The sequence below is a fragment of the Labrys okinawensis genome, from assembly GCF_047345005.1.
Lineage (GTDB): Bacteria > Pseudomonadota > Alphaproteobacteria > Rhizobiales > Labraceae > Labrys > Labrys okinawensis.
Window position 1 is genome coordinate 2,690,868 of sequence record NZ_CP178864.1, and the last position, 24,912, is coordinate 2,715,779.

The window sequence follows — 24,912 nt, forward strand, 5'->3', positions numbered from 1 at the left end:
TCCGGAGTTTCAAGTTCATGCCGGCCTATGTCGAGCTCTCACCCCTTCGCCTTGGACGCTGGTTGAATGAACCGGCGCGCTGGGCATTGGACGGTGAGACACTCGACGCCGTCACCGACAAGGCCACCGATTTCTGGCGCGAGACGCATTATGGCTTCACGCGCCACAACGGCCATTTCTTCTTTCTCAACAGCGCCGGCGATTTCACAGCGGAGGTCCGCGTGCAGGCCCGCTTCGAGACGCTCTACGATCAGGCCGGCCTGATGGTGCGGCTCAACGAGGAGACCTGGCTCAAGGCCGGCATCGAACATAGTGACGGGGCGCCCATGCTCGGCAGCGTGCTGACGGTGGGCCAGTCCGACTGGGCGACCGGCCCTTTCCACGGCGATCCTTCCGATTTCCGCCTGCGCGTCACGGTTTCAAATGGCGTGCTTCGCTTGCAATATTCATCAGATGGCAAGCATTGGCCTCTAGTGCGGCTCGCGCCCTTCCCCAAGGCTGCGTCCTATCAGGTCGGTCCGATGTGCTGCACGCCCGAACGGGCCGGACTCCACGTTTCCTTCAGCGATTTCCACCTCGCGCCGCCGAGCGGCAAGGCACTGCACGATCTCACCTGATCGTCCTGCGCCCCATTCCAGAAAGGCATGATCATGCTCACCAATCTCAACATCAATCCCCAGCGCCTCTGGGACAGCCTGATGGAAACAGCGAAGTTCGGCGGCACGGTGAAGGGCGGCATCAAGCGCCTTACGCTGTCCGACGAGGATAAGAAAGTGCGCGACTGGTTCAAGGCGCAATGCGAGGCGCTCGGCTGCACTGTGACGGTCGACGAAGTCGGCAACATGTTCGCCGTCCGCCCCGGCAGGAACAACGAACTGGCGCCCATCGCCATGGGCTCACATCTCGACACCCAGCCGACCGGCGGCAAGTTCGATGGCGTGCTCGGCGTGCTCGGCGCGCTGGAGGCCATGCGTACCATGTATGAGCAGGGCTACGAGACCAATGCGCCGGTCGAGATCGTCAACTGGACCAATGAGGAAGGCTCGCGCTATGCGCCCGCCATGCTCGCCTCCGGCGTGTTCGCCGGCGTGTTCACGCCGCAATATGCCTATGAGCGCACCGACCGCGACGGCGTCACCTTCCTCGACGAATTGGAGCGCATCGGCTATCGCGGTGCCGAGAAGGCCGGCGCCCACAAGTTCCAGGCCATGTTCGAGCTTCATATCGAGCAGGGGCCGATCCTAGAGGACGAGAAGAAGATGATCGGCGTCGTTACCGGCGTGCAGGGCATGCGCTGGTACGAAGTCACGGTCACCGGCCAGGATGCGCATACCGGCGCCACGCCCATGTATCTGCGCAAGAATGCCCTGCTTGGCGTCGCCCGCATCATCGAGGCGGTCGACGCCATCGGCCAGAAGCACCAGCCGGGGGTCGCCACCGTCGGCCTGATCGAGAACAAGCCCAACAGCCGCAACGTCGTGCCGGGCGAAGTCTTCTTCACGATCGACCTGCGTCATCCCGACGAAGAGGCGCTGGAAGTGATGGAAAAGGAGTTTCGCGCCGCGCTAAAGGATACTTTGCCGGCTATGAAATTGACCTATGACGAGAAACGTATCTGGAACTCGCCGGCTGTGAAGTTCGCGCCAGAGCTGATCGAATGTGTCGAGCACGGCGCAGAGAAGGCGGGCTTCGCCATGCGCAAGATGGTCTCCGGCGCCGGCCACGACGCGGCCTATATCGCGCGCGTGGCGCCCACCACCATGATCTTCGTGCCCTGCGAGGGTGGGCTCAGCCACAACGAAGCGGAGTCGACCAGCTTCGACGAATGCGCGGCGGGGGCGCAGGTGCTGCTCAATGCCGTAATCGAGCATGACCGGCGGCTGGCGTAATCTGGGAGCGCGGACATCCTGTCCGCTCTTGAAACACTGGTAATTCAGAACGAAGCTCGACCGTCGCGCCTCGCCACCGAGGACAAGGTTCAAGAGCGGACAGGATGTCCGCGCTCCCAGTGACCCAGGACCCCCTCTTGCTGCCCGCCGAACTCGAAGCCGATCTCCACGCCAACATCCCGCTGACGCGAGCCATGCAGGTCCGGGTTCTCGACATCGCCGATGATTCCGTGTGCCTCGGCGCACCACTTGCGCCCAACATCAATCATCATGGGACGGTTTTCGGCGGCAGCCTTGCCACGCTGGCCACTCTCGCGGCGTGGTCGCTTGCGCACCTCAAGCTCCGGCGGGCGGGGATCGACTGCAGCCTGGTCGTCGGTGCCATCCACATGGACTATCTGGCGCCGGCTGAAGGCGATGTCTTGGCTCGCTCCCGCCTCGCCGAGCCGGACAACTGGCCGCATGTGCTGGAGATCTTCGCGCGCAAGGGCAAGGCACGCATCCCCGTTCTGGCCGAGGTCGACCATGACGGCCGCTGCGTGGCGCGTTTCAAGGGCGACTTCGCGGCCCTGGCGCGGTGAAATCCTGGGATCGCAGGCATCCTTGCCTGCTCTTGGAAGCGCGGCGCTCGGGAGAAGGAAAGAACATGCTGGAAGCCTGCGATCCAGGCTACCCCATCAGCGCACAGAACCGGTCGAGATCGACGTTGCCGCCGCTCACCAGCACGCCCACGCGCTTGCCCTTGAGCTGTTCCTTCATGCGTCGCGCTGCCGCAAAGGCCAGGCATCCCGTCGGCTCGATCACCAGCTTCATGCGTGAGAAGGCAAAACGCATGCAGTCCACCAGTTCGGCATCGCTGGCAGTGAAGATATCGTCGACGTCGCGTTTGATGATGCTGAAGGTGTAGTTACCGAGATATTGCGTCTGGGCGCCATCGGCGATGGTCTTGGGCGTGTCGATCCGCACGATTTCGCCCTTGTGGAAGGACTGCTGCCCGTCATTGCCGGCTTCAGGTTCGACGCCGTAGAGCTTGCAGTTGGGCGAGAGCGCCCTGGTGACCAGCGCCGAGCCGGAGAGGAGGCCGCCGCCGCCGAGGCAGACGAAGAAGGCATCGAGCTCCCCCACCTCGTCGAAAAGTTCCTTGGCCGCCGTGCCCTGGCCGGAGAGGACGTCCGGATGGTCATAGGGCGGGATCAGCGTCATGCCGTGCTTTTGCGAAAGCTCGCGCCCGATCGCCTCACGATCCTCGCTGTAGCGGTCATAGTAGACGATGTTGCCGCCATAGCCCTTGGTGGCTTCCGCCTTCGCCTTCGGCGCATCATGCGGCATGATGATCGTGGCGGGAATGCCGAGAATGCGGGCCGAAAGCGCGATCGCCTGCGCGTGGTTGCCGGAAGAAAAGGTGATGACTCCGTTGTGGCGCTGCTCCGCCGTGAAGCGTGACAAGGCATTGAAGGCCCCGCGGAACTTGAAGGCCCCCATGCGCTGCAGGTTCTCGCATTTGAACAGCACCTCCGCGCCCACTTCCTCGTTGAGAATGCGCGAGCTCATCACCGGTGTGCGGTGCGCATGGCCCTCGATGCGTTGGGCAGCGGCGAGAACGTCGTCATATGTGGGGAGGGGGAGGACGGTCATGTCGGGGGCATTCGTCAGTACAGAGGAGGGAAGCGACAGGTGTTAGCATAAGGAGAGGAGCGGCGCTTTCGCGCCATATCGACAATGGAGAACTCAACCGCGCACCTCCCAGCCGATGGCCTTGCGCAGGAAAGAATAGCCGAGCGCGACGAAGGATGCGCGCTCGCTATTGTCCTTGCCATAACCATGTCCGCCAGCCGAGGGTTCGTAGAAATGCACGCGATGGCCGAGGCTTTCGAGCTTGGCCGCCATCTTGCGGGCGTGACCCGGATGGACGCGGTCGTCCCGGCGCGTAGTTGCCAGCAGGATCGGCGGATAACTGCCGGGGCCTGCCGTGTGATAGGCGGATATCTTCTGCAGGAAGGCCCAGTCCTCCGGCTTGTCGGGATCGCCATATTCGTCGATCCAGCTCGCGCCGGCGAGCAGCCTGGTGTAGCGGCGCATGTCGATCAGCGGGATGGTGCAGAACAGCGCGCCGAATTTCTCGGGATGGCGCGTCAGCATGTTGGCGATCAGCAGGCCGCCATTGGAACCGCCCTCGGCTGCAATGCGGCCGGGTCGGGTTACGCCCCGGCGCGCGAGATCAGTGGCGACGGCGGCGAAATCCTCATGCGAGAGGAATTTGTTCTGCCGGCGCCCGGCCTCGTGCCAGCGCGAGCCGAACTCGCCACCGCCACGCAGATTGGCCATCACATGCGTGCCGCCGCGCTCCAGCCAGAGCTTGCCGACCGAAGCCACGTAGGTCGGCTGCAGCGTCACCTCAAAGCCGCCATAGCCCGTCAGGTGCACCGGCGCCTCTCCGGTTTCGCCGGCGGGCCCCACCTGGGTATAGGGGATCTTCTCGCCGTCCACGGACACGGCCTCGTGCCGGGTCACCCTGAGGCCGCTGGCATCGAAGACTTCCGGACCGCGCTTGAGCACAATGGGGCTGGTAGGCGCCTCGGGATTGCTCACATCCATCAGCGAGATCTGCGGCGGCGTGATCGGATCCTGCAGCGCCACCATGATCTCGCCATTGGTGTCGGCATCGTCGGAATCGAGCGACCGCACATGTACGACGCCGGTGGAGGGCAGCGCCTCGATAGGGTAACGCCGCCAGAGGGATGGCGAGGGTGTCACAATCTCAAAATGCGGCTTGAGGTTGTCGAGTATGGAGAGGACGAGCTGCCCCTTGTTCCAGACGAAACCATCCAGCACGCGCCGCTCGCCGGGCTCGAAAAGCACGGAGAAATCGCGGCTTCCGGCCTGGAAGGCGGAGAGGCCGATGCCAAGCAGCGTATCCGGCGGGTAAGTCTCCGTCGCCGGGGTCCAAGGCGTTCGGGGCTTCACCACCAGCCAATCGTCGAAAGCGTCCCAATGGGCATTGGCCGGTAGCTCAATGCGCGCCTGGGGGCCGCTTGCGTTGCCAAGCCAGCCATTCGTCTCGAAGAAAGCGGGCTTCTCGACGAACCAGACCCGGGGCGCCGCGGCGGTGCGGTCGACGCCAGCCCAGACCGACATGAAATCGGGCTTGGTCTCGAAGATCACGGGCGCCTTGAGCGCATCCTCGCCACGGCGCCACAGGCGCACCGTCCGGGCATAGCCCGAGGTCGTCGCCATGCCCTCGCCGAGCGCGCTGGAGAGCAGCAGCGTGCCCCGGTCGAGCCAGGCGATTTCGCCCTTTGCCTGAGGCAGGACGAAGCCGTCAGCCGGGAAGCTCTTCGACCCGAGGTCGAATTCGCGATGCACCACGGCATCGCTGCCGCCGCGCGAGAGCCGCAGCATGGTCCGCTGCTTCTCCACCGGCTCGACGGCTGAACCCGCCCAGACCCAGTCCTCGTTCTCTTCCCTAGCGAGGGTGTCCAGATCGAGCACCAGCTCCCATTCGGGCTCCGGCGTGGCGAAGGAGGCGAAGCTGGTGCGGCGCCAGACACCACGCGGGTTCGCTGCGTCCTGCCAGAAATTATAGAGATAGTGCCCGCGCCGGGTGACGTTCGGGATACGGTCTGGCCTGTCGAGGATGGCAGTCAGCGTGTCGCGATCTGCAGCGAAGCCGGCATCGCCGAACTTCACCATGGTCGCCCGCGAGCGTTCCGCAGCCCAGGCCAGGGCAGCGGGGCCTTCGATTTCCTCGAGCCAGCGATGCGGATCGTCATCGGGGGCAGCCAGGGTCGGGCGAAGATCGGAGGTGGTCATGCGTATTCCTTCGTGGGAGGCGCAGTGGCTGGGACCGCGGACGTCCTCGTCCGCTCTTCCCTTGTCATAGAACGAGGCGCTTCCAAGAGCGGGCGAGGACGTCCGCGGTCCCAGCCACTGCGCCTATCCGGCAAGCCGCGTCTGGGCAAGCTGCGTCCAATAACTGATGCCGGCCGGGATGATGGCGTCGTTGAAGTCATAGGCCGCGTTGTGCAGCCCGGCGCTATCGCCATTGCCGATGAAGATAAAGGCGCCGGGCCGGGCCTCCAGCATATAGGAGAAGTCCTCCGCGCCCATCATCGGCGGCGCCTCGACATCGACATTGTCGTGGCCGGCGACGCGCCTGGCAATCTCGCCGCAGAACTTGGTCTGCGAAGCGTGATTTCGGGTCACGGGGTAATGGCGGGTGTAGACCGCCTTGGCGCTGGCCCCGAACGCCCGAGCCGTTAATTCGGCCACCTCGACCACGCGTCGTTCAAGAAGGTCGCGGATGTCGGGCCGCAGCGCACGGCAAGTGCCGTGCATATGCACGCTGCCGGGAATAATGTTGTAGGCTTCACCTGCATGCACGGCCGTCACCGAGACGACTGAACTCTTCAGCGGATCGGTATTGCGCGAGACGATGGACTGCAGGGCGGTGATGATATGGGCTGAGACCAGCACCGGATCGATGCCCTCGTGGGGCTTGGCGGCATGAGCGCCTCTTCCGGTTACGTCGATGTCGAATATGTCGCTGGAGGCCATGATCGGTCCGGGGCAGATGGAGAAATGTCCCGGCGCCAGGCCCGGCAGATTGTGCATGCCGTAGACTTCCTCGATGGCGAAGCGCTCCATCATGCCGTCCTCGACCATTGCCCTGCCGCCGCTGCCGCCCTCCTCGGCAGGCTGGAAGATCACCACGGCATTGCCGGTGAAATTGCGTTGCTTAGCCAGGGCCTTTGCGGCACCTAGCAGCATCGCGGTGTGGCCGTCGTGACCACAGGCATGCATCTTGCCGGGCGCGGAGGAGGAATAGGCGAGGTTGGTGGTCTCCTCGATCGGCAGGGCATCCATGTCGGCGCGCAGGCCGATGGCGCGCGATCCCGGCCGGCCCTTGATCACGCCGACCACGCCCGTCCTGCCGATGCCCTCCACCACCTCGTCGCAACCGAACTGGCGCAGCAGATCGGCCACCTTTCCGGCCGTGCGGTGAACGTCATATTGCAGTTCAGGATGGCGATGTATATCCCGGCGCCATTCGGTGACTTCAGGAACGAGAGCCTTGATGCTGTCCGAAATCGTCATGCGCTATCAGTTCCAATATTGATTTCTGCCCCCAAGCCGGGCCACAAGTTAGTCCCAGTTTTGCACGCCTTCAGAAAATGAGGAAGGGAACGATCATGGATCATTCACAGGCCGCAGCGGTTTGGCAGGATCTTGAGGCCCACAAGCAGAAGCTGGGGGCGACGACCACGCGAGACCTTTTCGCAGCCGATCCCGATCGTTTCTCGAAATTCTCCTTTTCGCTCGACGATGTTCTGGTGGATTTCTCGAAAAACCGCGTAAGCGAGGAGACCCTCGCCTTGCTGCTCAAGCTGGCACGGGCGCATTGCATCGAGACCCGCCGCGACGAAATGTTCCGGGGCGATGCCATCAACACCACCGAGGGGCGCTCGGTGCTGCACACGGCGCTACGCGCACCCGCTGACGCCCAGATCCTGGTCGACGGCAAGAATGTCGTGCCCGATGTCCATGCCGAACTCGACCTCTGCTTTGCCTTCGCCAACAAGATCCGCTCGGGCGAATTGCGCGGCGCCACCGGCGACAAGATCACCGATGTGGTGAATATCGGCATCGGCGGTTCCGACCTTGGTCCGGCCATGGGCGCCCGCGCGCTCTCGCCTTATGCCGTCGATGGGCCGCGCCCTCATTTCGTCTCCAATGTCGATGGCGCCGACATGTCGGACGTGCTCTCGCGCCTCGACCCTTCGCGCACCCTCTTCCTGGTGTCGTCCAAGACCTTCACCACCATCGAGACGATGACCAACGCCCACTCGGCGCGCCAGTGGATCGCCAAGTCCCTGGGCGAGACGGCGGTGGGCGATCATTTCGCCGCAATTTCCACCAATATCGTCGCGGTGGAAGCCTTCGGTATCAACAAGGACCGCATGTTCCGCTTCTGGGACTGGGTCGGCGGGCGCTACTCCATGTGGTCGGCCATCGGCCTTGGCCTGATGATCGCTATCGGCCCGGAGAACTTCTCCGAGTTCCTGGCGGGCGGCCACGAGGTCGACCGTCACTTCGTCTCGACGCCCCTGGAGCAGAATATTCCGGTGCTGATGGGCCTGATCGGCATCTGGCACCGCAATTTCATGGGCTATGCCGCCCATGCCGTGCTGCCCTATGACCAACGCCTCGGCCGTTTCCCGGCCTATCTGCAGCAGCTCGACATGGAGTCGAACGGCAAGCGCGTCCACCTCGACGGTACGCCGGTGACCTCGGACACCGGTCCGCTGGTGTGGGGCGAGCCCGGCACCAACGGCCAGCATGCGTTCTACCAGCTCATCCACCAGGGCACGAGCGTGATCCCGGGCGACTTCCTCATCGCGGCCGAGCCGCATGAGACCGGCATGGGCGACCACCACGCCATCCTGATGGCGAACTGCCTGGCCCAGACCGAAGCCCTGATGCATGGCCGTTCGCTGGAGGAGGCCAAGGGGGTGCTGAAGGCGCAGGGCCTCGACGACAAGAAGATCGATCTCCTGGGACCGCACAAGGTATTCCCCGGCAACCGGCCGACTACCACCATCGCCTACCGCAAGCTCACCCCGCGCATGCTCGGCCGCCTCGTCGCGCTCTACGAGCACAAGGTGTTCACGCAGGGCGTGATCTGGGGCATCAACTCCTTCGACCAGTGGGGCGTCGAGCTCGGCAAGGAGCTCGCCTCGCGCCTGCTGCCGGTGGTCAAGGGCGCTAATGTCGAGGGCCTGGACGCCTCGACCAAGGGCCTGGTGGCGCATCTGAAGTCACTGCGGAGCTAAGCGGGCGGGCGGGTCTTCGGACCCGCCTTCTGATATGCCGCGCCATCAAGGCGGGTCTGACGACCCGCCCCCAATATTTTGGACGAGGGTATGCCGTAGGGCGCTGGATGGTGTGCCGGTCTTCAGACCGGCATGGCACCTCTTCGAAAAGTCACCGGAACCGCCCCCCAAAAGGACTGCCCATGACAACGTCCGCCGCGGCGCCAGCCACCATTCCTGTCTTCGACGGCCATAACGACACGCTGCTGCGCCTTTATTTGCAGAAGGCCAAACCGCCGGAAGAGGTCTTCGGCAAGGGTGAGGGATCCGGCCATATCGACCTGCTTAAGGCGCGGACCGGTGGCCTTGCTGGCGGCTTCTTCGCCATGTTCCCGCCGCCGATCAAATCAACCGACCTGTCGCAGGTCACCCAGGCACCTCGCTATGACGTGCCGCTGCCGCCGATTCTCCCCATCGAAGCCGCCCAAGCCTCGACGATCGGCATGCTCTCGATCATGCTGCGGCTGGAGCGGGCCTTTCCCGACGATGTCGCGATCTGCCGCAGCGCCGCCGAGATCCGCGCGGCGATGGAAGCGAACAAGATCGCCGCCCTCATGCATATCGAGGGCGCGGAGGCCATCGATCCCGACTTCGCCATGCTGGATGTCCTTTTTGCCGCAGGCCTGCGCTCGATCGGGCTGGTATGGAGCCGCTCCAACATCTATGGCCATGGCGTGCCTTTCCGCTTCCCCGGCTCGCCCGATGTCGGGCCCGGCCTCACCGACGCCGGCAAGGCGCTGGTGGCCGAGTGCAACCGCCGCGGTATCGTGATCGACCTCTCGCATCTCAACGAGCAGGGCTTCTGGGATGTCGCCGCTTCCAGCACGGCCCCGCTGGTCGCCACCCATTCCAATGTGCATGCGCTCTGCGAATCCGCCCGCAACCTTACGGACAAGCAGTTCGGCGCCATCAAGGAGAGCGGCGGCGTGGTGGGGCTCAACTTCGCGGCCGGCTTCCTCAGGCCCGACGGCTCCATGCGCGCCGATACCGACCTCGACATCATGGTGCGTCATCTCGACTACCTCGTGGAGCATTTGGGCGAGGATGGTGTCGCATTCGGCTCGGATTTCGACGGCGCCGTCGTCCCCTCTGCCATCGGCAACGCCGCCGGCCTGCCGCGCCTGATCGAGCGCCTGCGGGCGTCTGGATATTCCGAGCCGCTGCTGCGCAAGATCGGTCACGAGAACTGGCTGTCGCTGCTTGAGCGCACGCAGAGGGTATGAGGCGCATGAGTGGAGTGGCGGTCTCCGACCGCCATCTTCGGAACCGCGGCGTTTGCTGGATAGGAAGATGGCGGTCGGAGACTGCCACTCCATGTTTGGCGTCTCCCCATCTGCGAAGCTGACGGCACAGTGCTGAGGCTCAATCGCGACGCTGCGGCTTTTTACTATTCCTATCAGGCGGTTGCCTGGCACGGCCAAACTTGCACAGATCCGCCAACCCGCAGCGGTCACACAACGGCCTCTGATTGGTGCACACCTCCTGGCCGAACCGCTTCATCAGCCAGTGCAGTTCATAGAGGTCGTCGGCGTCCCAGGCCGATGGCATGAGATGCATCATCTGCTGGTGCGCCTTCTCGAAACCGGCATCCCCGGACAGGAGCCCGAAGCGGATGCCGAAGCGCTTGATATGCCGGTCCACTACGAAGATGCGCCGCCGCAGAGCACTGAAATTGAGGATGGCGGCGGCACATTTGGGACCGATGCCGTCATACTCCTTCAGCTTCGCCATCGCGGTATCGATGGGCCACGTGGCGAGAAAGGACAGCTCGAACCGGCCGCGCTCGGCGATGATGCGCCCAATCGATCTCACCAGTTGCTCGGCCTTCCTTTCGGGATGGGTGACGGTGGCAAGATGTGGAAGTACCTCTTGCGCAGTGCTCTGCCCCAGCCTGTCGAGAGGGCGAAAATGTCCGCGCAAGGCCCGGAAGCCCTTCTCGGCCTCGGAGTCGAAGGTTTCGGCACTGATCAGCGCCTTCACGAACTGTTCGGGCGGCGTGTGCCGGTGGCTATGCCGTAGCGGGCCATAGGCCGCCAGCAGGCGCTGCCGCACCACGGCAAGAGGCGGCTGCTCGCCGAAATCGAAGCCGAATTGGATCTGCTCGATGACAGGCCTCATGATCCCGCCTCAATGGAAATCCCGGCTCTTGAACAGGGTCAGTTCGAGCTGGGCCGGCGGTGCGGGGACGCCCTCGCGCAGGCGTGCGAGCTCGGCGGAGAGGTCGAGCACGTTTTCGGCGATCACATGCACGACGAGGCCGGCGCGCTGCACCCGGCCGCGTATGGCGACGAAACGGGAATTCATCACGGCGCGGCGGTATTTCTCGAAGGTTTTCGGCCAGACGATGATGTTGCTGATGTCGGTCTCGTCCTCGATGGTCATGAACACCACGCCGCTGGCCGTGCCCGGGCGCTGGCGCGTCAGCACCAGGCCGGCCACGGTGACGAGGCTGTTCTCCGTGATTTCCTTGCCGCGATGGGCCTGGTTGGTGATGGCGCCGAGGCGGTCGAGTTCCGGCCGCAGGAAGCTGCAGGGATGGGCTTTGAGCGAGAGGCCGGTGGTCTGGTAATCCTCCAGCACATGCTCGCTCTCTTCCATTACCGGCAAGGCGATCGCCGGTTCGGGGAAGAGATGATCGTCGAAATCGGAGGTCAGCAGCGGAAGCTCTCGGCTGACCTTGCCGAGCCCGACGCCGATGGTCTCGAAGCGGCGCACGGCCCAGAGCGCCTCGCGCCTGTCCATGTTGAGCGAACGGAAGGCATCGGCCTCGGCCAGCTTTTCGATGGCCGAGAAGGTGAGGCCGCTCGCCGATCCGAAGCGCTCCAGGCTGCCATAGCCATTGCCGCGGCCGCCTACCATCATCCGGATGTCGTCCTCGTTCAGCCCCGTCACCAGCCGCATGCCCAGACGCACGGCGAAGCGATGCCGGCTCGGATCGGTGGCTGGTTCCAGCGTGCAATCCCAGTCACTGTAATTGATGTCGACGGGCCGGATTTCGACGCCGTGCCTGACCGCATCGCGCACCAGTTGCGCCGGCTGGTAGAAGCCCATCGGCTGGCTGTTGAGGATCGCCGCGCAGAAGACGTCCGGGTAATGGCATTTGATATAGGCCGAGACATAGACCAGCACGGCGAAGCTGGCGGCATGGCTCTCGGGGAAACCATATTCGCCGAAACCTTCGATCTGGCTGAAGCAGCGCTCGGCAAAAGTTTTTTCGTAGCCGCGCAGCACCATGCCGTCGATGAACTTGTCCTTGTAATTGCCGATGGTCCCGGTGTGTCTGAACGTCGCCATGGCGCGGCGCAGGCCATCCGCCTCGTCCGGCGTGAAGCCGGCCGCCTTGATGGCGATCTCCATGGCTTGTTCCTGGAAAAGGGGGACGCCTTTGGTTCGTGACAAGACTTCTTTCAGTTCATCCGCCGGGCCGAATTCAGGTGAGGGCGAGGGATAATGCTCCTTTTCGATGCCATCGCGCCGGCGCAGATAAGGGTGAACCATGCCGCCCTGGATCGGACCGGGGCGGACGATGGCCACTTCGATGACGAGATCGTAGAATTCCTGGGGCTTGAGACGCGGCAGCATCGACATCTGCGCCCGGCTCTCGACCTGGAATACGCCGACGGAATCGGCTTCGCACAACATGTCATATGTCTTCTTGTCGCCGCGCGGCAGCTTGGCGATCTCCCCCAGATGTCGTCCGTAATGCTGCTTCAGAAGATCGAGCGCCCGCCGGATGCAACTCAGCATGCCGAGCGCCAGTACATCGACCTTCATCATGCCGATCTCGTCGATATCGTCCTTGTCCCATTCGATGAAGGTGCGGTCATCCATCGTCGCATGGCAGATCGGAACGGTGTCGTTGAGCAACCTGCGCGTGAGCACGAAGCCTCCGACATGCTGGGACAGGTGCCGGGGAAAGCCCGTAAGCGCGGCGGTGAAATAAAGCGCCTGCCGGATTACGGGATTGTCGGGATCGAGCCCGGCCTGGTGCACACGGCTGGGCGTCCAGGTCTGCATGCCCATGCCCCAGACCGTCTTGGACAGGGCTGCGGTGACATCGGGCGTCAGGCCCAGGACCTTGCCAACTTCGCCTATTGCGCGGCGGGAGCGGTAATGGATGACGGTGGAGCAGATGGCGGCGCGGTCGCGGCCATAGCGGCGATAGACATATTGGATGACTTCCTCACGGCGTTCATGCTCGAAGTCGACGTCGATATCGGGCGGTTCCCCTCTGTTCTCCGAAATGAAGCGGGAGAAGAGGAGCTTGGTTTCATCCGGATTGACTTCGGTTATGCCGAGGCAATAGCAGACGGCACTGTTTGCCGCTGAACCCCGCCCCTGGCAAAGAACCTCAAGGTTATTTCGGGCGTAGTCGACGACGTCATGCACCGTGAGAAAATAGGGAGCAAAACCAAGCCTGTCGATCAGTCGCAGCTCTTCCTTGATGCGAGCGACGACATCGTCAGGCACGCCATAGAGATAGCGCCCCTCGGCGCCGGCCCAGGTCAAGTCCTCCAAATGCTGCTGGGGCGTCTTGCCTGGAGGAATTGGTTCTTCGGGATACTCGTATCTTAACTGCCGCAAATCGAAGTGGCATGCCCGGACAATCTCCAGCGTCCGCGCCAGTGCTTCGGGATGATCCGCGAAGAGCCGCGCCATCACCTCCGGCGGCTTGATGGTGCGCTCCTCGTTGATCTCCAGCCGGAGCCCGGCCTCGGCCAAAGTGCATTTCTCGCGGATGCAGGTGAGTATGTCGGCCAGCGCCCGGTGTTCGGGCATGTGGTAGAGTACGTCGTTGACGGCGACCATGGGGGCGCCGACCTCGTTGCCGAGTTCCGCCAGGCGGCCAAGGCGGCGGGGTTCGTCGCCGCAGAGGCGGTGGTGGCCAGCGAGGTAGGTGCGGCCCGGCGCCGATTTGGCGAGGGCGCAAACGCGGGCGATGAAGGTCTCGTCCGGTTCGTCCGGCGGCAGCGCGATCAGGATCTGGCCTTCGCTGGCAGCAAGGATCGCCTCGAAACCGAACAGGCATTCACCTTTCTTTCTCTTGATGCGCGTGTTGCTGGCGCTGAGCAGGCGGCAGAGCCGGCCATAGGCCTCGCGGTCGGTGGGGTAGGCGATGGCCTCGAAACCGTCTGTGGTGACGAGACGCACGCCGGGCAGATAGCGCAGATCGGGGTGCTTCTTCGCCTCCCGCAGGGCCCGCACCACGCCCGCGAAGGAGTTACGGTCGGCGATGCCGATGCCGGCGAGGCCGAGCTCATGCGCCCGCTTCACCATGTCCTGCGGGAAGGAAGCGCCGCGCAGGAAGGAGAAGTTGGTGGTGACGGCGAGCTCGGCATAGCCAATCGGGGGGCTGGTCTTCAGACCTGGCCGTGGCGCCGAGAAAAGAGCCGGGTCTGAAGACCCGCCCCCCATTCCTGGGACCGCAGGCGTCTCGCCTGCATCTTGAACCGCTTCGTTTCCAAGAGCAGGCGAGACGCCTGCGGTCCCAGCGAAGGCTCGCCTCTCGTCCTGCCTGCTCCTCATGCGAACAGCCCCCGCATGAACCAGTTCACCTGCCGGGGAGTCGCCTCGCGGCAGAGCCAGAAGCGCTGGCCGCCCTGTGTCTCGGCGACATAATGATCGTGCCGCGCCGGCGCCGGCAGCAACACGGAGCGTTCGCGCCCGGCTTCGTCGTCCTCGAAGCGGTTGCGCTTCTGGCTGGTCGTGGTCTCGCCGGCAGGAATGCTGCCCGGAGTATCGCCCTTCTTGCTCCAGCCGAACTCCTCCCGGGCGATGGTGGATAGGGCCGGAGCCACTTGTTCCCACCAGGGGGCGGCAATGCGTTCCGGTCCCTGCAATTGTGTGATGTGGTGAGGGGCGCCGCGCCAGCGGAAATGGCCGGGCAGCCCGTCCGGCCTGGTGGCGAGGATCTGCAAGGGTTCGGGCTGGTCGAGGAAGAGGGGCGGGCGCAGGGGCAGGCGGTCAGGCTTTGGCCAGACGGGCTCGCCCTCTTCGGCGTCGCGAGCCGTCTCGGAGCGGGCGGGATCGTGCCGTTCCACCGGATGAAGCTGGCGCACTGTCCCGGGGCCGAGGCGCTGGCGCAGGGCGTCGATCAGTTCTGTGCGGCGCTCGCCGGGATCGGCTTCGGGCTGGCGCCGACCATCGCGCAGCGACAGGCGGGACTGGCGGCTGCCGATCTTCTCGGTACGGGTGGCGGCGAGACTGATGGTCTCGAAGCCGAAGCCGGCGTCGATGGTTTCCCCCAGGCGTTCCAGGTCGAGCGTAACGAGTCTCGCGACATGACTGGGATCGCGCGTGGCGGAAGCGAGGCCGATATGGATGGTGCGCACCTCGCCATCGACACGGAAGAGCCGCAGCTGCAGCACACGAGCGGCGACGCCGTCGCGGGTGAGGGCCGGTACGAGATCCTGCATCAGGCGGGTGGCGACATGCACCACGGCCGCCTGGCTCACTACCGGCTCCAGCAACTGGCGGCTGCGGTGATAGATCGGCGGCGGCTCGACCAGGGCGAGGGCCTCGTCGCGCATGTTCATGGCCTGGTCGAAACGCCGCAACAGCAGGGGATCGAAGCGCGAGGCGAAGGGTGCGCGCGGCTTGCCGATGAGGTCGCCGACTTGTTTGAAGCCGAGACGCCGCAGCGTCTGGCAAAGATCGTCGGGCAGGCGCAGGGCCTGTAACGGCAGGCCTGTCAGCGCCGGACCGGGATCGGCGCCTTCGGCCAGGATGAAATTCGCCTGGGAGTGGAAGCGCGACAGGGCCCAGGCGGCGCCGGGCGTATCGGCAAGGGCCACCCGCGCGCCGAGCGAGAACTGGCGCAGGCGCTTGACGATGTCGGCGAGCAGGGCCTCCTCGCCGCCGGCAAGATGGCTGGCGCCGGTGATGTCGAGGAAGAGCCCGTCTGCGCCATCCGACTCGCGATAGAGGGCGATAGCAGGGGTGTAGCGCAGGGCCCACAGGCCGAGGCGGTGCAGTGCCTGGGCGTCGGCCTCAGGCGCAAGCGGACGCGTCTGCAGGCCCGGCACCTTGGCGCGGGCATCGGCCACCAGCCCGCCTGCCGCCAGGCCTTCCTGTTCCGCCAGCCGGCTGGCCGAGGCGATGCGTGGCCCGCCCGCAGCTTCGATCGTGAGGATGAAGGGGCTGCGCGGATCGATCGTCTCAGGCGACCTTGGCGCTTTGGACTGGGCAATCAGAAAACGCTGGATCGGCCAGCGTGGCAGCCAGATCGAGACGATGCGTGACATGGTCGTACTCCATGAGCCAGAGACCGCTTTGCCCGTTGCGGCTGCGTTCCAACTGAACGCGCCATCGCCAGGCGGTAAGAAGGCCGAACCGGTCGCGCGGGCCCGCTGCCGCGCCGATGCGCCAGCGGGTGACGGCGACGGTGGCGGATGGGGCGAGGGGAGGGCGCAGCAGAAAAAGCGGGCAGGGCGCCGAGGCAGCAGCGAGCTGCAGGCGCCGGCTGCTGGCAGCATCGAGGCCGCCTCCTGTCAGCGCCGCGACCGCGGAAGCCGCGCCGGAATGAAGGATTTCCTCCAGCGCCCAGGCCGCCTCGACCTCGCTGCCGGCGTGGACCAGCACGAGCCGGGCCGGATCGAGCCCGAGACTCCGCACCCCATGCCCATGGAGCCGGCCGAGCCCGTCCAGTCCGCGCGGCGAGGTGACCAGCCAGACCGCGCCCTTGTCCTGCCTGTGCACCAGGCGGGAGACGAGGAAAGCCAGCGCCGAGGCCGTGTCGAAGATCGTCCGCGGCGCGATCTCATGCAGCCCGTCGAGCGCCAGCCCGCCGCCCGGCAGCTTCCGATCCACGTCCCCGATGCCGAAAGGCAGGACGCCGGCATCGGCATGCACATGTTCGAGCCGGGGCAAGAGCAGGCGCAGGCTCGCCAGCTTCTCGGCACGCTCGTCAGAAAACTCGGCAGGAGGGGGTACGCGTATCGTCATGGGCGAAATCCGTTTCACCCAGACTAGAACAAAACAAGAACATTTCAAGTGGAGTCTCAGGATAAGACGCTCGAAACCCGCCTGGAGTCAAACATGGTAAAAACACCCTTTCCACCACCGAGGTAAGAAGTGCATTTCTTTTCAAAGGGATAAGGGGGTCTTCACCACCGACGCTTGCAAGCGGGCATAGTTTTCATTCGCCGTTCGAGCGGTTCCATGTCGAGCACCATCTTCGCCCTTCCTGCCATGGCCGTTCACGCCATGAGAGATGATTTTCGCTCTCCCAATCCGACCTCACTCCGCGCTATCCATAATGGACGACAGGCCCAAGGAGAGACCATGCCGAAGACCATCACACCCGAAGAAGCAGCCGACCGGCTCGCCATCCGGGACCTGATCGATGCCTATGCCCATTGCGCCGACCGGCGCGACGCCGCGGGACAGATGGCGCTGTTCACCGAGGACACGGCCTTCCATGTCTTCATGGACAGCAAGGCGCCAGAGCCGACCTATGTCCTCCATGGCCGGGAGGCGCTCGCCCCTGTCTTCGCCGACCTGAACCAATATCGGGCCACGACGCATTTCAACGGGCAGAGCACCATCCGCCTCGAGGCTAACAGCGCCACCGGCGAGAGCTACTGCATCGCCCATCATCTGACGGTGGACGGCGAGAAGCGGTCGCTGATGATCGCTTCGATCCGCTATCTCGATCAGTTCGTGAAACAGAAAGGCACCTGGCTGTTCGCCGAACGCAAGCTGATGGTCGATTGGACGGATACGCGCGCGTCGGCTCCGTAATGGGGGGCGGATCTTCAGACCCGGGCCCCTATGGGGCGAGCGGGCGGCAGAGCCGGGTCTGAAGACCCGCCCCCAGTGCGCCCTGTCTCTGTCGTAAAGCAGCCCTCCCTAACGCTTCTTGAGAGCTTCCGCCAACGCCGCGCTGAAAGCGCCCTGGCCGCCGGACTTGTCCGGCCGGCCGGGGCCGGGCCGCGGCGTGTTCTGCTTGTCCCTGCTGTCGTCCCGCCGCACTGGTTTCGCAGCGCCGGCGCCGGCGCTGGCGTCGCGGCGCATCGACAGGGCAATGCGCTTTCGCGGGATGTCGACCTCGACGACGCGCACCTTCACGACGTCGCCGGCCTTCACCACCTCATGCGCGTCCTTCACGAAACGGTCCGCCAGCTGGGAGACGTGCACGAGGCCGTCCTGATGCACGCCGATATCGACGAAGGCGCCGAAGGCCGCGACATTGGTCACCGTGCCCTCCAGCAGCATGCCGGGCTTCAGGTCCTTGATGTTGTCGACGCCCTCGGCGAAGGTCGCGGTCCTGAATTCGGGGCGCGGATCGCGGCCGGGCTTCTCGAGTTCCGCGATGATGTCGCGCACGGTCGGCAGGCCGAAGCGTTCGTCCACGAAGAGGCGCGGATCGATCGCCCTGAGGGCGGCGCTGTCGCCCATCAGCGTGCGCACATCGCGCCCGCAGGCCGCGACGATCTTCTTGGCCACGCCATAGGCTTCCGGGTGCACGGCCGAGGCGTCCAGCGGCTCACTGCCCCTAGGGATGCGCAGGAAGCCGGCGCATTGCTCGAAGGCGCGCGGGCCGAGACGGCTGACCTTGAGCAAGTCCTTCCGGTTCGAGAACGGCCCGCTGGCATTGCGATGCGCGACGATGCCTTCCGCCAGCGAGGCGCCGAGGCCGGACACGCGCGCCAGCAGCGAGGCGGAGGCCGTGTTGAGGTCGACGCCGACGGCGTTCACCGCGTCCTCCACCACGCCATCCAGGGACCGCGCCAGGCGATACTGATCGACATCGTGCTGATATTGTCCCACGCCGATTGATTTCGGCTCGATCTTCACCAGCTCGGCCAGGGGATCCTGCAGCCTTCGCGCGATCGACACGGCGCCGCGCAGCGAGACGTCGAGATCCGGGAACTCTGCCGCGGCCGTTTCGGAGGCCGAATAGACCGACGCTCCCGCTTCGCTCACGATCACCTTGAGCGGTTTCGGCGCAGGAAGACCGGACAGCATCTCTGCCACCAGCTTCTCGGTCTCGCGGCTGCCGGTACCGTTGCCGATGGCGATCAGCTCCACGCCGTGCTTGCGGACGAGGCCGGCGAGTTCGGCCTGCGTGCCCCGAACGTCGTTCTTCGGCGGGAAGGGGTAGACGGTGGTTGTTGCAACCAGTTTGCCCGTGCCGTCGACCACGGCGACCTTCACGCCCGTCCGGATGCCGGGATCGAGTCCCATCGTGGCGCGGGAGCCGGCCGGCGCAGCGAGCAGCAGGTCCTTGAGGTTGCGCGCGAAGACCTGGATCGCCTCCTCCTCGGCCCGGGCGCGCAGGTCTCCCATCAGGTCGAGATAGAGGTGCAGCGAGAGCTTGACGCGCCAGGTCCAGCTAGCGATCTCCATCAACCAGCGGTCTCCCGGGAGGATACTGCCGATCGCATAGGCCTGCACGATCATGCGCTCCACCGGCTTCACGGGCGAGGCGTGGTCGGCATCGACCTCGATGTCCAGCGACAGCACGTCCTCGTTGCGCCCACGCAGCATCGCCAGCGCCCTGTGACTTGGTACGCCGGACCATTTCTCGACATGGTCGAAATAGTCGGAGAACTTCGCACCGGCATCCTGCTTGCCGTCGATGACGCGGGAGTGCAGGAAGGCCCTTTCCTTCATATAGGCGCGCAGGCGGCCGACGAGATCGGCGTTTTCGGCGAATTGTTCGGCCAGGATATCGCGCGCGCCTTCAAGCGCCGCCTTGGTGTCAGGCACTTCATCCGTGAGATAGGTCTTGGCCAGTGCCGCCGGCACGGCCGACCTGTCCGCCAGGATAGCCTCGGCCAGCAGGCCCAGCCCCCGCTCGCGCGCGACCTCGGCCTTGGTCCTGCGCTTGGGCTTGTAGGGGAGGTAGATGTCCTCCAGCTCCGTCTTGGTGACGGCGGCGGCGATCTTGGCTTCGAGCTCGTCCGTGAGCTTGCCCTGCTCGCGAATGGAGGAAAGGATGGTATCGCGCCGCGCCTCGAGTTCGCGCAGATAGGCGAGCCGCTCGGCCAGCAGGCGCAACTGCGTGTCGTCGAGGCCATCAGTCGCCTCCTTGCGGTAGCGGGCCACGAACGGGACCGTCGCTCCCTCGTCGAGCAGCGTGATGGCGGCGATCACCTGCTGGGGCCTGGCGTTGATATCCGATGCGATGATCGAGGCGATGCGTCCGCTGTCTCTTGTTCCGGTCATGCGCTCCTCGCTCCACGTGATGGGCCGGGCACCTTAATGAAGAGCGGCCGGGACCGCCATGGTCCAGGCTGCGCGGGCCTGCTTCTCCACAGCCTGTCGCCACGCCTGGCGCGAATGGAAATTTCCTTGCTTACGACTCTGAAAGAAATCTACTTTCATGGATAACAACCCCTGCTGCGGCTTCAATCCCACGGCCGCGCGCATGATCGTGACGGAATGACGCCATGACCTCAGTCCAGCTCGCCGTGGTCGGGGCCCATCTCGCGGGCATGCCGCTGCATCATCAGCTCACCTCCCGGCAGGCGCGCTTCGTACGCACCAGCCGCACGGCGCCGAGCTACCGGCTCTACGCCATGATCGGCACGATCCCGCCCAAGCCTGCCCTGGTGCATGCCGCAGGCGGCGGCTCGATCGAGCTCGAGATCTATGAGCTCGATGTCGCCGCATTCGGCAGCTTCGTCGCGGAGGTTCCCGCTCCACTCGCGATCGGCACGGTGGCGCTCGAGGACGGCACCAGCGTCAAGGGTTTCGTCGCCGAACCGCGGGCGATGGACGGGGCCGAGGATATCACCGCGCTGGGCGGCTGGCGGGCCTTCATGGCGCTGCAGGCGGGGTAGGCGACCTTCTCGTCAGCCGGTCGATGCCGCGGCGAAAACCGCCAGTTGAGCATCGAAGGCACGCCTGAAGGCCGGCCGCGCTTCGCCGCGTACGACATAGGCGGAGAGGTTGGGATATTCGTCCAGCAGCCCCGATCGATTCAACCTGCGGAGCACCGACACCATCATCAGGTCGCCGGCGCTGAAGCCCCCATCGAGCCAGTCGTCACTGCCAAGGCGAGCGGAAAGTTGCTTCAACTGGTCTCGAACGCGATCCTCGACCAGAGGCAGGCGTTCCTTGCTCCAGGGCTTGTCACTCTCCAGAAGCCTGGCGTTTGCCAGTTCAAGGATCGGCGGCTCCACCGTGCTGAGCGCTGCAAACATCCATGTAACAGCGCGCGCCCGGGCATTCGCATCGTCTGGCAGCAGGCGGCCATGGCGCTCGGCGATATGGAACACGATCGCCCCCGACTCGAACAGAGCGAGATCGCCTTCCTCATACGTCGGAATCTGCCCGAATGGATGGAGCGCGCGATGAGCGGGTTCCTTCATCTCGCTGAACGAAACAAGACGAACGTCATAGGGTTGGCCCACTTCTTCGAGCGCCCAACGAACACGCATGTCACGCGCCTGTCCCCTGCCGCGGTCGGGCGACCGTTCAAAGGCTGTGATGGTTGGGGTCATTGGAAGGCTCCGCGTGATTGCCTGACACTGTCGGGCGTGAAGAGAGGGTTCTCGCGTTTTGCACCCAGAGGACGAAAGGCCGGCGTGGCTCCCGACAACGCTCCTCGTTTTCTTTGGCAATGCGGGTCTTGGGCTGGGAGGTCTCGGAACCGCCTCGCGGAGAAGGTCCCTGCTTCTGGTTCACCCCGCCTGTCTGTCGATCCCCATGCCCCAGCTCTTGGCCTGCATCAGCCGCTCGGCGAGGGCGAGGATGGCGTCGTCGGCGAAGGCCGGCGCGATCAGGGTGACGCCGGCCGGCAGGCCGTCCTGGCGGAAGCCGGCGGGCACGGCGATGGCGCAGCAATCGAGCAGATTCACGAAATTAGTGTAGCGGCCGAGATTGGAGTTGAGGGTGATCGGATCGGCGTGCATGGCCGCTACCGTATAGATGGTCGGCGCCGTCGGCAGCAGCAGCACGTCCATCTCCGCCCATTCGGCTTCGGCCCGGCGGCGCAGCGCCTCCAGCGCATAGGCGCCGCGAAACGCCTCCACGGCGCTGATGCCGCGCGCGCCTTCGATGATCCCGCGCACGGTCGGATCCATCGCGTCGGCCTTCTCGTCGACGAAGGCCTCGATGGCGGCGAGGCGTTCGGCAACCCAGGGGCCGCCATAGAGCAGGCGGGCGCATTCGCGGAAAGGGGCATAGTCGATTGCCACCCTGGTGCCGCCGAGGGCCGCGAGCCGGGCATCAGCCGCGTCATAGAGGGCCGCGACCTCCGCGTCTCCGTAGAATTCTCGTTCCGCCTTCCCGAGTACCCCGTACCGGAACCCTTTGGCCGGCCAGGGCGGCGCCTCACGCGGGCGGCGCGAATAGGGATCCGCTGCGTCGAAGCCCTCGCCGATCCGCCGCACCAGCCCGGCCTCGGCGACGGTGGCGGCGAGCACGCTGATGCAGTCGAGGCTCCGGCATGCCGGCACCAGGCCGGTGGTGGAGAACAGGCCGCGCGTCGGCTTGATGCCGACGAGATTGTTGAAAGCCGCCGGGATGCGGCCCGAGCCGGCCGTGTCGGTGCCGAGCGCGAAGGAAACCTGGCCGGCGGCCACCGCCACCGCGGAGCCGGAGGACGAGCCGCCGGAGATATAGCGCTGATCGAACACCGAACGCGGCGCGCCATAAGGCGAGCGCGTGCCGTTGAGGCCGGTGGCGAACTGGTCGAGATTGGTCTTGCCGATCAGGAGCGCGCCGGCCGCCTTCAAGCGTGCAACCACGAAGGCATCGGCCTGCGGACGATAGGCGAAGGCGGGGCAGGCGGCGGTGGTATCGAGATCGGCGCAGTCGATATTGTCCTTCACGGCGAAGGGAATGCCCCACAGAGGCTGATCCGGTCTGGGGACGGTTGCCTCGAGCCCCCTGGCGGAGGCCCGGATCGCCGCGTCGGGCAGGCGGCTGATCCATACCGCCTTGTCGGGATGGCTTTCGATGCGCGACAGCACGGTTTCCACGACCTGAGAAGGAGAGAGGGTGCCCTTGCGATAGGCTTGTGACACAGTCGCGATATCGAGCATTGCGGGCAGCATCACGCGGTCTCCAGCAACACAAAGATGTCGCCGGTCCTGGCGGCGCGGCCCGCCTGGCAACGCATCCTGGTGACCCGGCATGGCGTTGGGCTGCGGATTTCCATTTCCATCTTCATCGACTCCATGATCGCGACCACGTTACCCTTGGCGATCATATCGCCCTTTTCGATCAGTATTTTTCCAGACATTTCCCATAATCGACGCCATGGCCGCGCGGTCGCTTCGGTATCGGAGACCACGGCGCTTGCCCCGTTGCTGACGACGCTGTCCAGGCTCTGTTCCTTCCAGGCGAGGCGCACGGCTTTGAAGGCCGCCGGCTACGCAACCTTGAAGGCAGTGGTGGCTCTCGGACCGCCGACGCGGAACCCCGGCCACCGACTCGACGTCTCGAACAGAGCAAGCAGCGTGCCAAGGGCAATATGGACGAACCCCGCTGGGTAGCACGGATATGTCCGCTCAGGCAGCGACGGGCGATAGGAAAATCGATGCCTGCCTGCCCAAGATTTGGCCTGTGTATGCTCTGAAAATGGCGGGCAGGGACCAGCCGCTTCAACCCAGATGGGCGGCGATGGAGATGACGGCGCTACGCGATCTCGCCTTGCGGGAGTCGTCGTCGGCAGGGTTGACAAACCTTCGATCTATCTGTTTTTCATCGCGCAGGCCTTCCCAGCCTTCCCCAGCGTCATTTTTCACTTGTAAATTTGCAATATATCCTTGCACTTGATTTACTTTTCCAAAAATAAAGATTTATTCCCACAAGGAAAGGACGTCCCTCCAGGCCGTTTTCGCCATTCCAACGCTCAAAAATGGCATAAAAAGCTTACTTTGAGGAAGGTTCTGGCTCAAATCTAAGCATTTCGAAGGGGGTTGGCGAGAGGCCGTCGGATGTGGATTCCGGCCGTTTTGGCCTGTAGAAGCCCCTCAAAGCGCTGTGAACCTCAAAAAATCCCGATCGTTGCAAAAGCGCAACAGCGCTCCGGAATGGAGGTAGCCAGGAACCATCAACCAAGTATTGAGACCGATTTCATGACTTTTCATTGCCGTGCTGCCCCGCCTATTCGTTTCATCTTTTCTAAACATTTCGGTGTTGTCAAAATCTGAGCAGACACGATTTTTTCAGTTAATAGTTTTCCGTCCGTGCAACCGAGTGACGTAACGAAATATCCACAAAACATACTTTTTAGCAAAAACTGCTCATAGTGGCCCATAAATCGTTTCATATATATCGATGACTATCCGCAATCACGAAAGATTCAATAGAGTTTCTCAAGCTTGGGTTGATAATGACTGTAAAATTGATCTCGCTCCGACAACTCTGAAAGTTACCGGTATCTTGCAATAGGGCATGTTGCCTGTCGTTTGCCTAGGTATGACAGATGATCGTTTTCCGATCAGCGATACCGAAATGTGGACAGTTACGGATTGTTGTCGATTTGCGTGTTAATTACGAAACGGGTTATGAGCGTTACAAATCGGAGAGATAAGGACGTTCCGTAACAACCCAGCCACAATATCTGGTGATGGGTGGAGACGGGTGTCCAGCATTCCAGATCCGAAACCATGGCCGCAAGGCCGGTGGGCGGAGGATAGTTCAAGTGCGGCCAGTCCATGCAACTATTGGTTGCGGATCGGCCATGAGATGACGACCAACAGGCCGAGCCTAGCATGCTGCAGAACGACAGCATCACCGGGACCGCTCCGCCGCTCGAACGTGTAAGGCGGGGGCGCCTTTGGAAAACGTCTCCGCGCCAATGTAACGACTATTCTGCGACGGGAATCGACGGTGAATAACTGGGGCAAAAACGACAATCGCGGCAAACGCAATGGCCACGGTCTCGTGCATGTCGGTCACGCCGTCGGCATTCACGGGGATATCAGCAGGGCGTTGCGGCGCCGCATCATGGCCGTGCTGCGCATGGCCCACAAGGTGCTGGGCCTGAAGCGCGACCGTCTCGGCATCGGCTCCCTGACCAGCAGCAGCGCCTCCGCCATTGCCTTCGTCATTGCTGGCTTATCTGTCAGTTCGCCGGCATTGGCCGGTGCTGGCGTCTACATCAACGACGGCACAGATTCCGGGTGCGTATACACTTTCGATAACGGCACCGGCAGCGCCTCGATAGGACAACTCGCAACGAGCGGGCCCAC

General features: G+C 64.2%; 18 protein-coding genes and 1 pseudogene. 7 read left to right on the forward strand and 12 right to left on the reverse strand.

Features of this window, described 5'->3' with window-relative positions; translation table 11 throughout:
• Window positions 1–17: 17 nt before the first annotated feature.
• The 3 genes from ACMDCR_RS12570 (at window position 18) to ACMDCR_RS12580 (ending at window position 2,470) form a co-directional block, all read left to right on the forward strand.
• The gene (locus tag ACMDCR_RS12570; protein WP_413992850.1) at window positions 18–617 is read left to right on the forward strand and encodes a DUF1349 domain-containing protein; all 600 of its coding nucleotides are present in this window, start codon (window positions 18–20) and stop codon (window positions 615–617) included.
• Between the two features lie 33 nt (window positions 618–650).
• Complete coding sequence (locus ACMDCR_RS12575; RefSeq protein ID WP_413992851.1) at window positions 651–1,889, forward strand: Zn-dependent hydrolase; 1,239 nt, start codon at window positions 651–653, stop codon at window positions 1,887–1,889.
• 104 nt (window positions 1,890–1,993) lie between these two features.
• A complete protein-coding gene (locus ACMDCR_RS12580) occupies window positions 1,994–2,470 on the forward strand; it encodes a YiiD C-terminal domain-containing protein (protein ID WP_413992852.1) in 477 nt (158 codons plus the stop codon).
• Window positions 2,471–2,558: 88 nt separating this feature from the next.
• Here the strand turns inward: ACMDCR_RS12580 and ACMDCR_RS12585 are convergent, their stop codons facing one another.
• The 3 genes from ACMDCR_RS12585 to ACMDCR_RS12595 all read right to left on the reverse strand — a co-directional run bounded on the left by ACMDCR_RS12585 (window position 2,559) and on the right by ACMDCR_RS12595 (window position 6,983).
• Entirely contained in the window at window positions 2,559–3,524 is a 966-nt protein-coding gene (locus ACMDCR_RS12585) for a threo-3-hydroxy-L-aspartate ammonia-lyase (RefSeq protein ID WP_413992853.1), read from the reverse strand.
• A 93-nt stretch (window positions 3,525–3,617) separates the two neighbouring features.
• A complete protein-coding gene (locus tag ACMDCR_RS12590; RefSeq protein ID WP_413992854.1) occupies window positions 3,618–5,699 on the reverse strand; it encodes a prolyl oligopeptidase family serine peptidase in 2,082 nt (693 codons plus the stop codon).
• A gap of 123 nt (window positions 5,700–5,822) precedes the next feature.
• On the reverse strand, window positions 5,823–6,983 hold the full coding sequence (locus ACMDCR_RS12595; RefSeq protein ID WP_413992855.1) for a M20 aminoacylase family protein: 1,161 nt from the start codon (window positions 6,981–6,983) through the stop codon (window positions 5,823–5,825).
• Between the two features lie 95 nt (window positions 6,984–7,078).
• On the opposite strand from ACMDCR_RS12595, the gene pgi reads away from it, so the two are divergent.
• Window positions 7,079–8,719 carry a glucose-6-phosphate isomerase gene (gene pgi / locus ACMDCR_RS12600; protein WP_413992856.1) on the forward strand — a complete coding sequence of 547 codons (1,641 nt, stop codon included), beginning with the start codon at window positions 7,079–7,081 and terminating at the stop codon, window positions 8,717–8,719.
• Window positions 8,720–8,901: 182 nt separating this feature from the next.
• Window positions 8,902–9,981 (forward strand): dipeptidase, encoded by a 1,080-nt coding sequence (locus ACMDCR_RS12605; RefSeq protein WP_413992857.1) that lies wholly within the window; start codon window positions 8,902–8,904, stop codon window positions 9,979–9,981.
• A gap of 139 nt (window positions 9,982–10,120) precedes the next feature.
• Here the strand turns inward: ACMDCR_RS12605 and ACMDCR_RS12610 are convergent, their stop codons facing one another.
• From ACMDCR_RS12610 to ACMDCR_RS12625, 4 genes are all read right to left on the reverse strand, one after another.
• Complete coding sequence (locus ACMDCR_RS12610; RefSeq protein WP_413992858.1) at window positions 10,121–10,876, reverse strand: endonuclease III domain-containing protein; 756 nt, start codon at window positions 10,874–10,876, stop codon at window positions 10,121–10,123.
• Window positions 10,877–10,885: 9 nt separating this feature from the next.
• Window positions 10,886–14,173 (reverse strand): error-prone DNA polymerase, encoded by a 3,288-nt coding sequence (locus tag ACMDCR_RS12615; protein WP_413992859.1) that lies wholly within the window; start codon window positions 14,171–14,173, stop codon window positions 10,886–10,888.
• Between the two features lie 107 nt (window positions 14,174–14,280).
• The gene (locus tag ACMDCR_RS12620) at window positions 14,281–16,002 is read right to left on the reverse strand and encodes a Y-family DNA polymerase (RefSeq protein ID WP_413992860.1); all 1,722 of its coding nucleotides are present in this window, start codon (window positions 16,000–16,002) and stop codon (window positions 14,281–14,283) included.
• Window positions 15,917–16,702, reverse strand: a complete 786-nt coding sequence (locus ACMDCR_RS12625; protein WP_413992861.1) for an ImuA family protein — start codon at window positions 16,700–16,702, stop codon at window positions 15,917–15,919. Before ACMDCR_RS12625 ends, ACMDCR_RS12620 begins: the two co-directional genes overlap by 86 nt.
• Before the next feature lie 339 nt (window positions 16,703–17,041).
• Here ACMDCR_RS12625 and ACMDCR_RS12630 point away from each other — a divergent pair, with 339 nt between their 5' ends.
• The gene (locus ACMDCR_RS12630) at window positions 17,042–17,500 is read left to right on the forward strand and encodes a nuclear transport factor 2 family protein (RefSeq protein WP_413992862.1); all 459 of its coding nucleotides are present in this window, start codon (window positions 17,042–17,044) and stop codon (window positions 17,498–17,500) included.
• Between the two features lie 108 nt (window positions 17,501–17,608).
• On the opposite strand, the gene ACMDCR_RS12635 is transcribed toward ACMDCR_RS12630, so the two are convergent.
• Window positions 17,609–19,930 carry a Tex family protein gene (locus ACMDCR_RS12635; RefSeq protein WP_413992863.1) on the reverse strand — a complete coding sequence of 774 codons (2,322 nt, stop codon included), beginning with the start codon at window positions 19,928–19,930 and terminating at the stop codon, window positions 17,609–17,611.
• A 224-nt stretch (window positions 19,931–20,154) separates the two neighbouring features.
• On the opposite strand from ACMDCR_RS12635, the gene ACMDCR_RS12640 reads away from it, so the two are divergent.
• A complete protein-coding gene (locus tag ACMDCR_RS12640) occupies window positions 20,155–20,547 on the forward strand; it encodes an amidase (RefSeq protein WP_413992864.1) in 393 nt (130 codons plus the stop codon).
• Window positions 20,548–20,559: 12 nt separating this feature from the next.
• On the opposite strand, the gene ACMDCR_RS12645 is transcribed toward ACMDCR_RS12640, so the two are convergent.
• The 4 genes and pseudogenes from ACMDCR_RS12645 to ACMDCR_RS12660 all read right to left on the reverse strand — a co-directional run bounded on the left by ACMDCR_RS12645 (window position 20,560) and on the right by ACMDCR_RS12660 (window position 24,771).
• Window positions 20,560–21,210 (reverse strand): glutathione S-transferase family protein, encoded by a 651-nt coding sequence (locus ACMDCR_RS12645; protein ID WP_413992865.1) that lies wholly within the window; start codon window positions 21,208–21,210, stop codon window positions 20,560–20,562.
• Between the two features lie 186 nt (window positions 21,211–21,396).
• Window positions 21,397–22,767 (reverse strand): annotated as a pseudogene (atzF, locus tag ACMDCR_RS12650) (allophanate hydrolase); the annotation flags it as partial.
• Window positions 22,767–23,066: an acetyl-CoA carboxylase biotin carboxyl carrier protein subunit gene (locus ACMDCR_RS12655; RefSeq protein ID WP_413992866.1), complete on the reverse strand. Its 300-nt coding sequence runs from the start codon at window positions 23,064–23,066 to the stop codon at window positions 22,767–22,769. The pseudogene atzF and the gene ACMDCR_RS12655, both read right to left, overlap by 1 nt.
• A 1,564-nt stretch (window positions 23,067–24,630) precedes the next feature.
• Entirely contained in the window at window positions 24,631–24,771 is a 141-nt protein-coding gene (locus ACMDCR_RS12660) for a hypothetical protein (protein WP_413992867.1), read from the reverse strand.
• Between the last annotated feature and the right edge of the window lie 141 nt (window positions 24,772–24,912).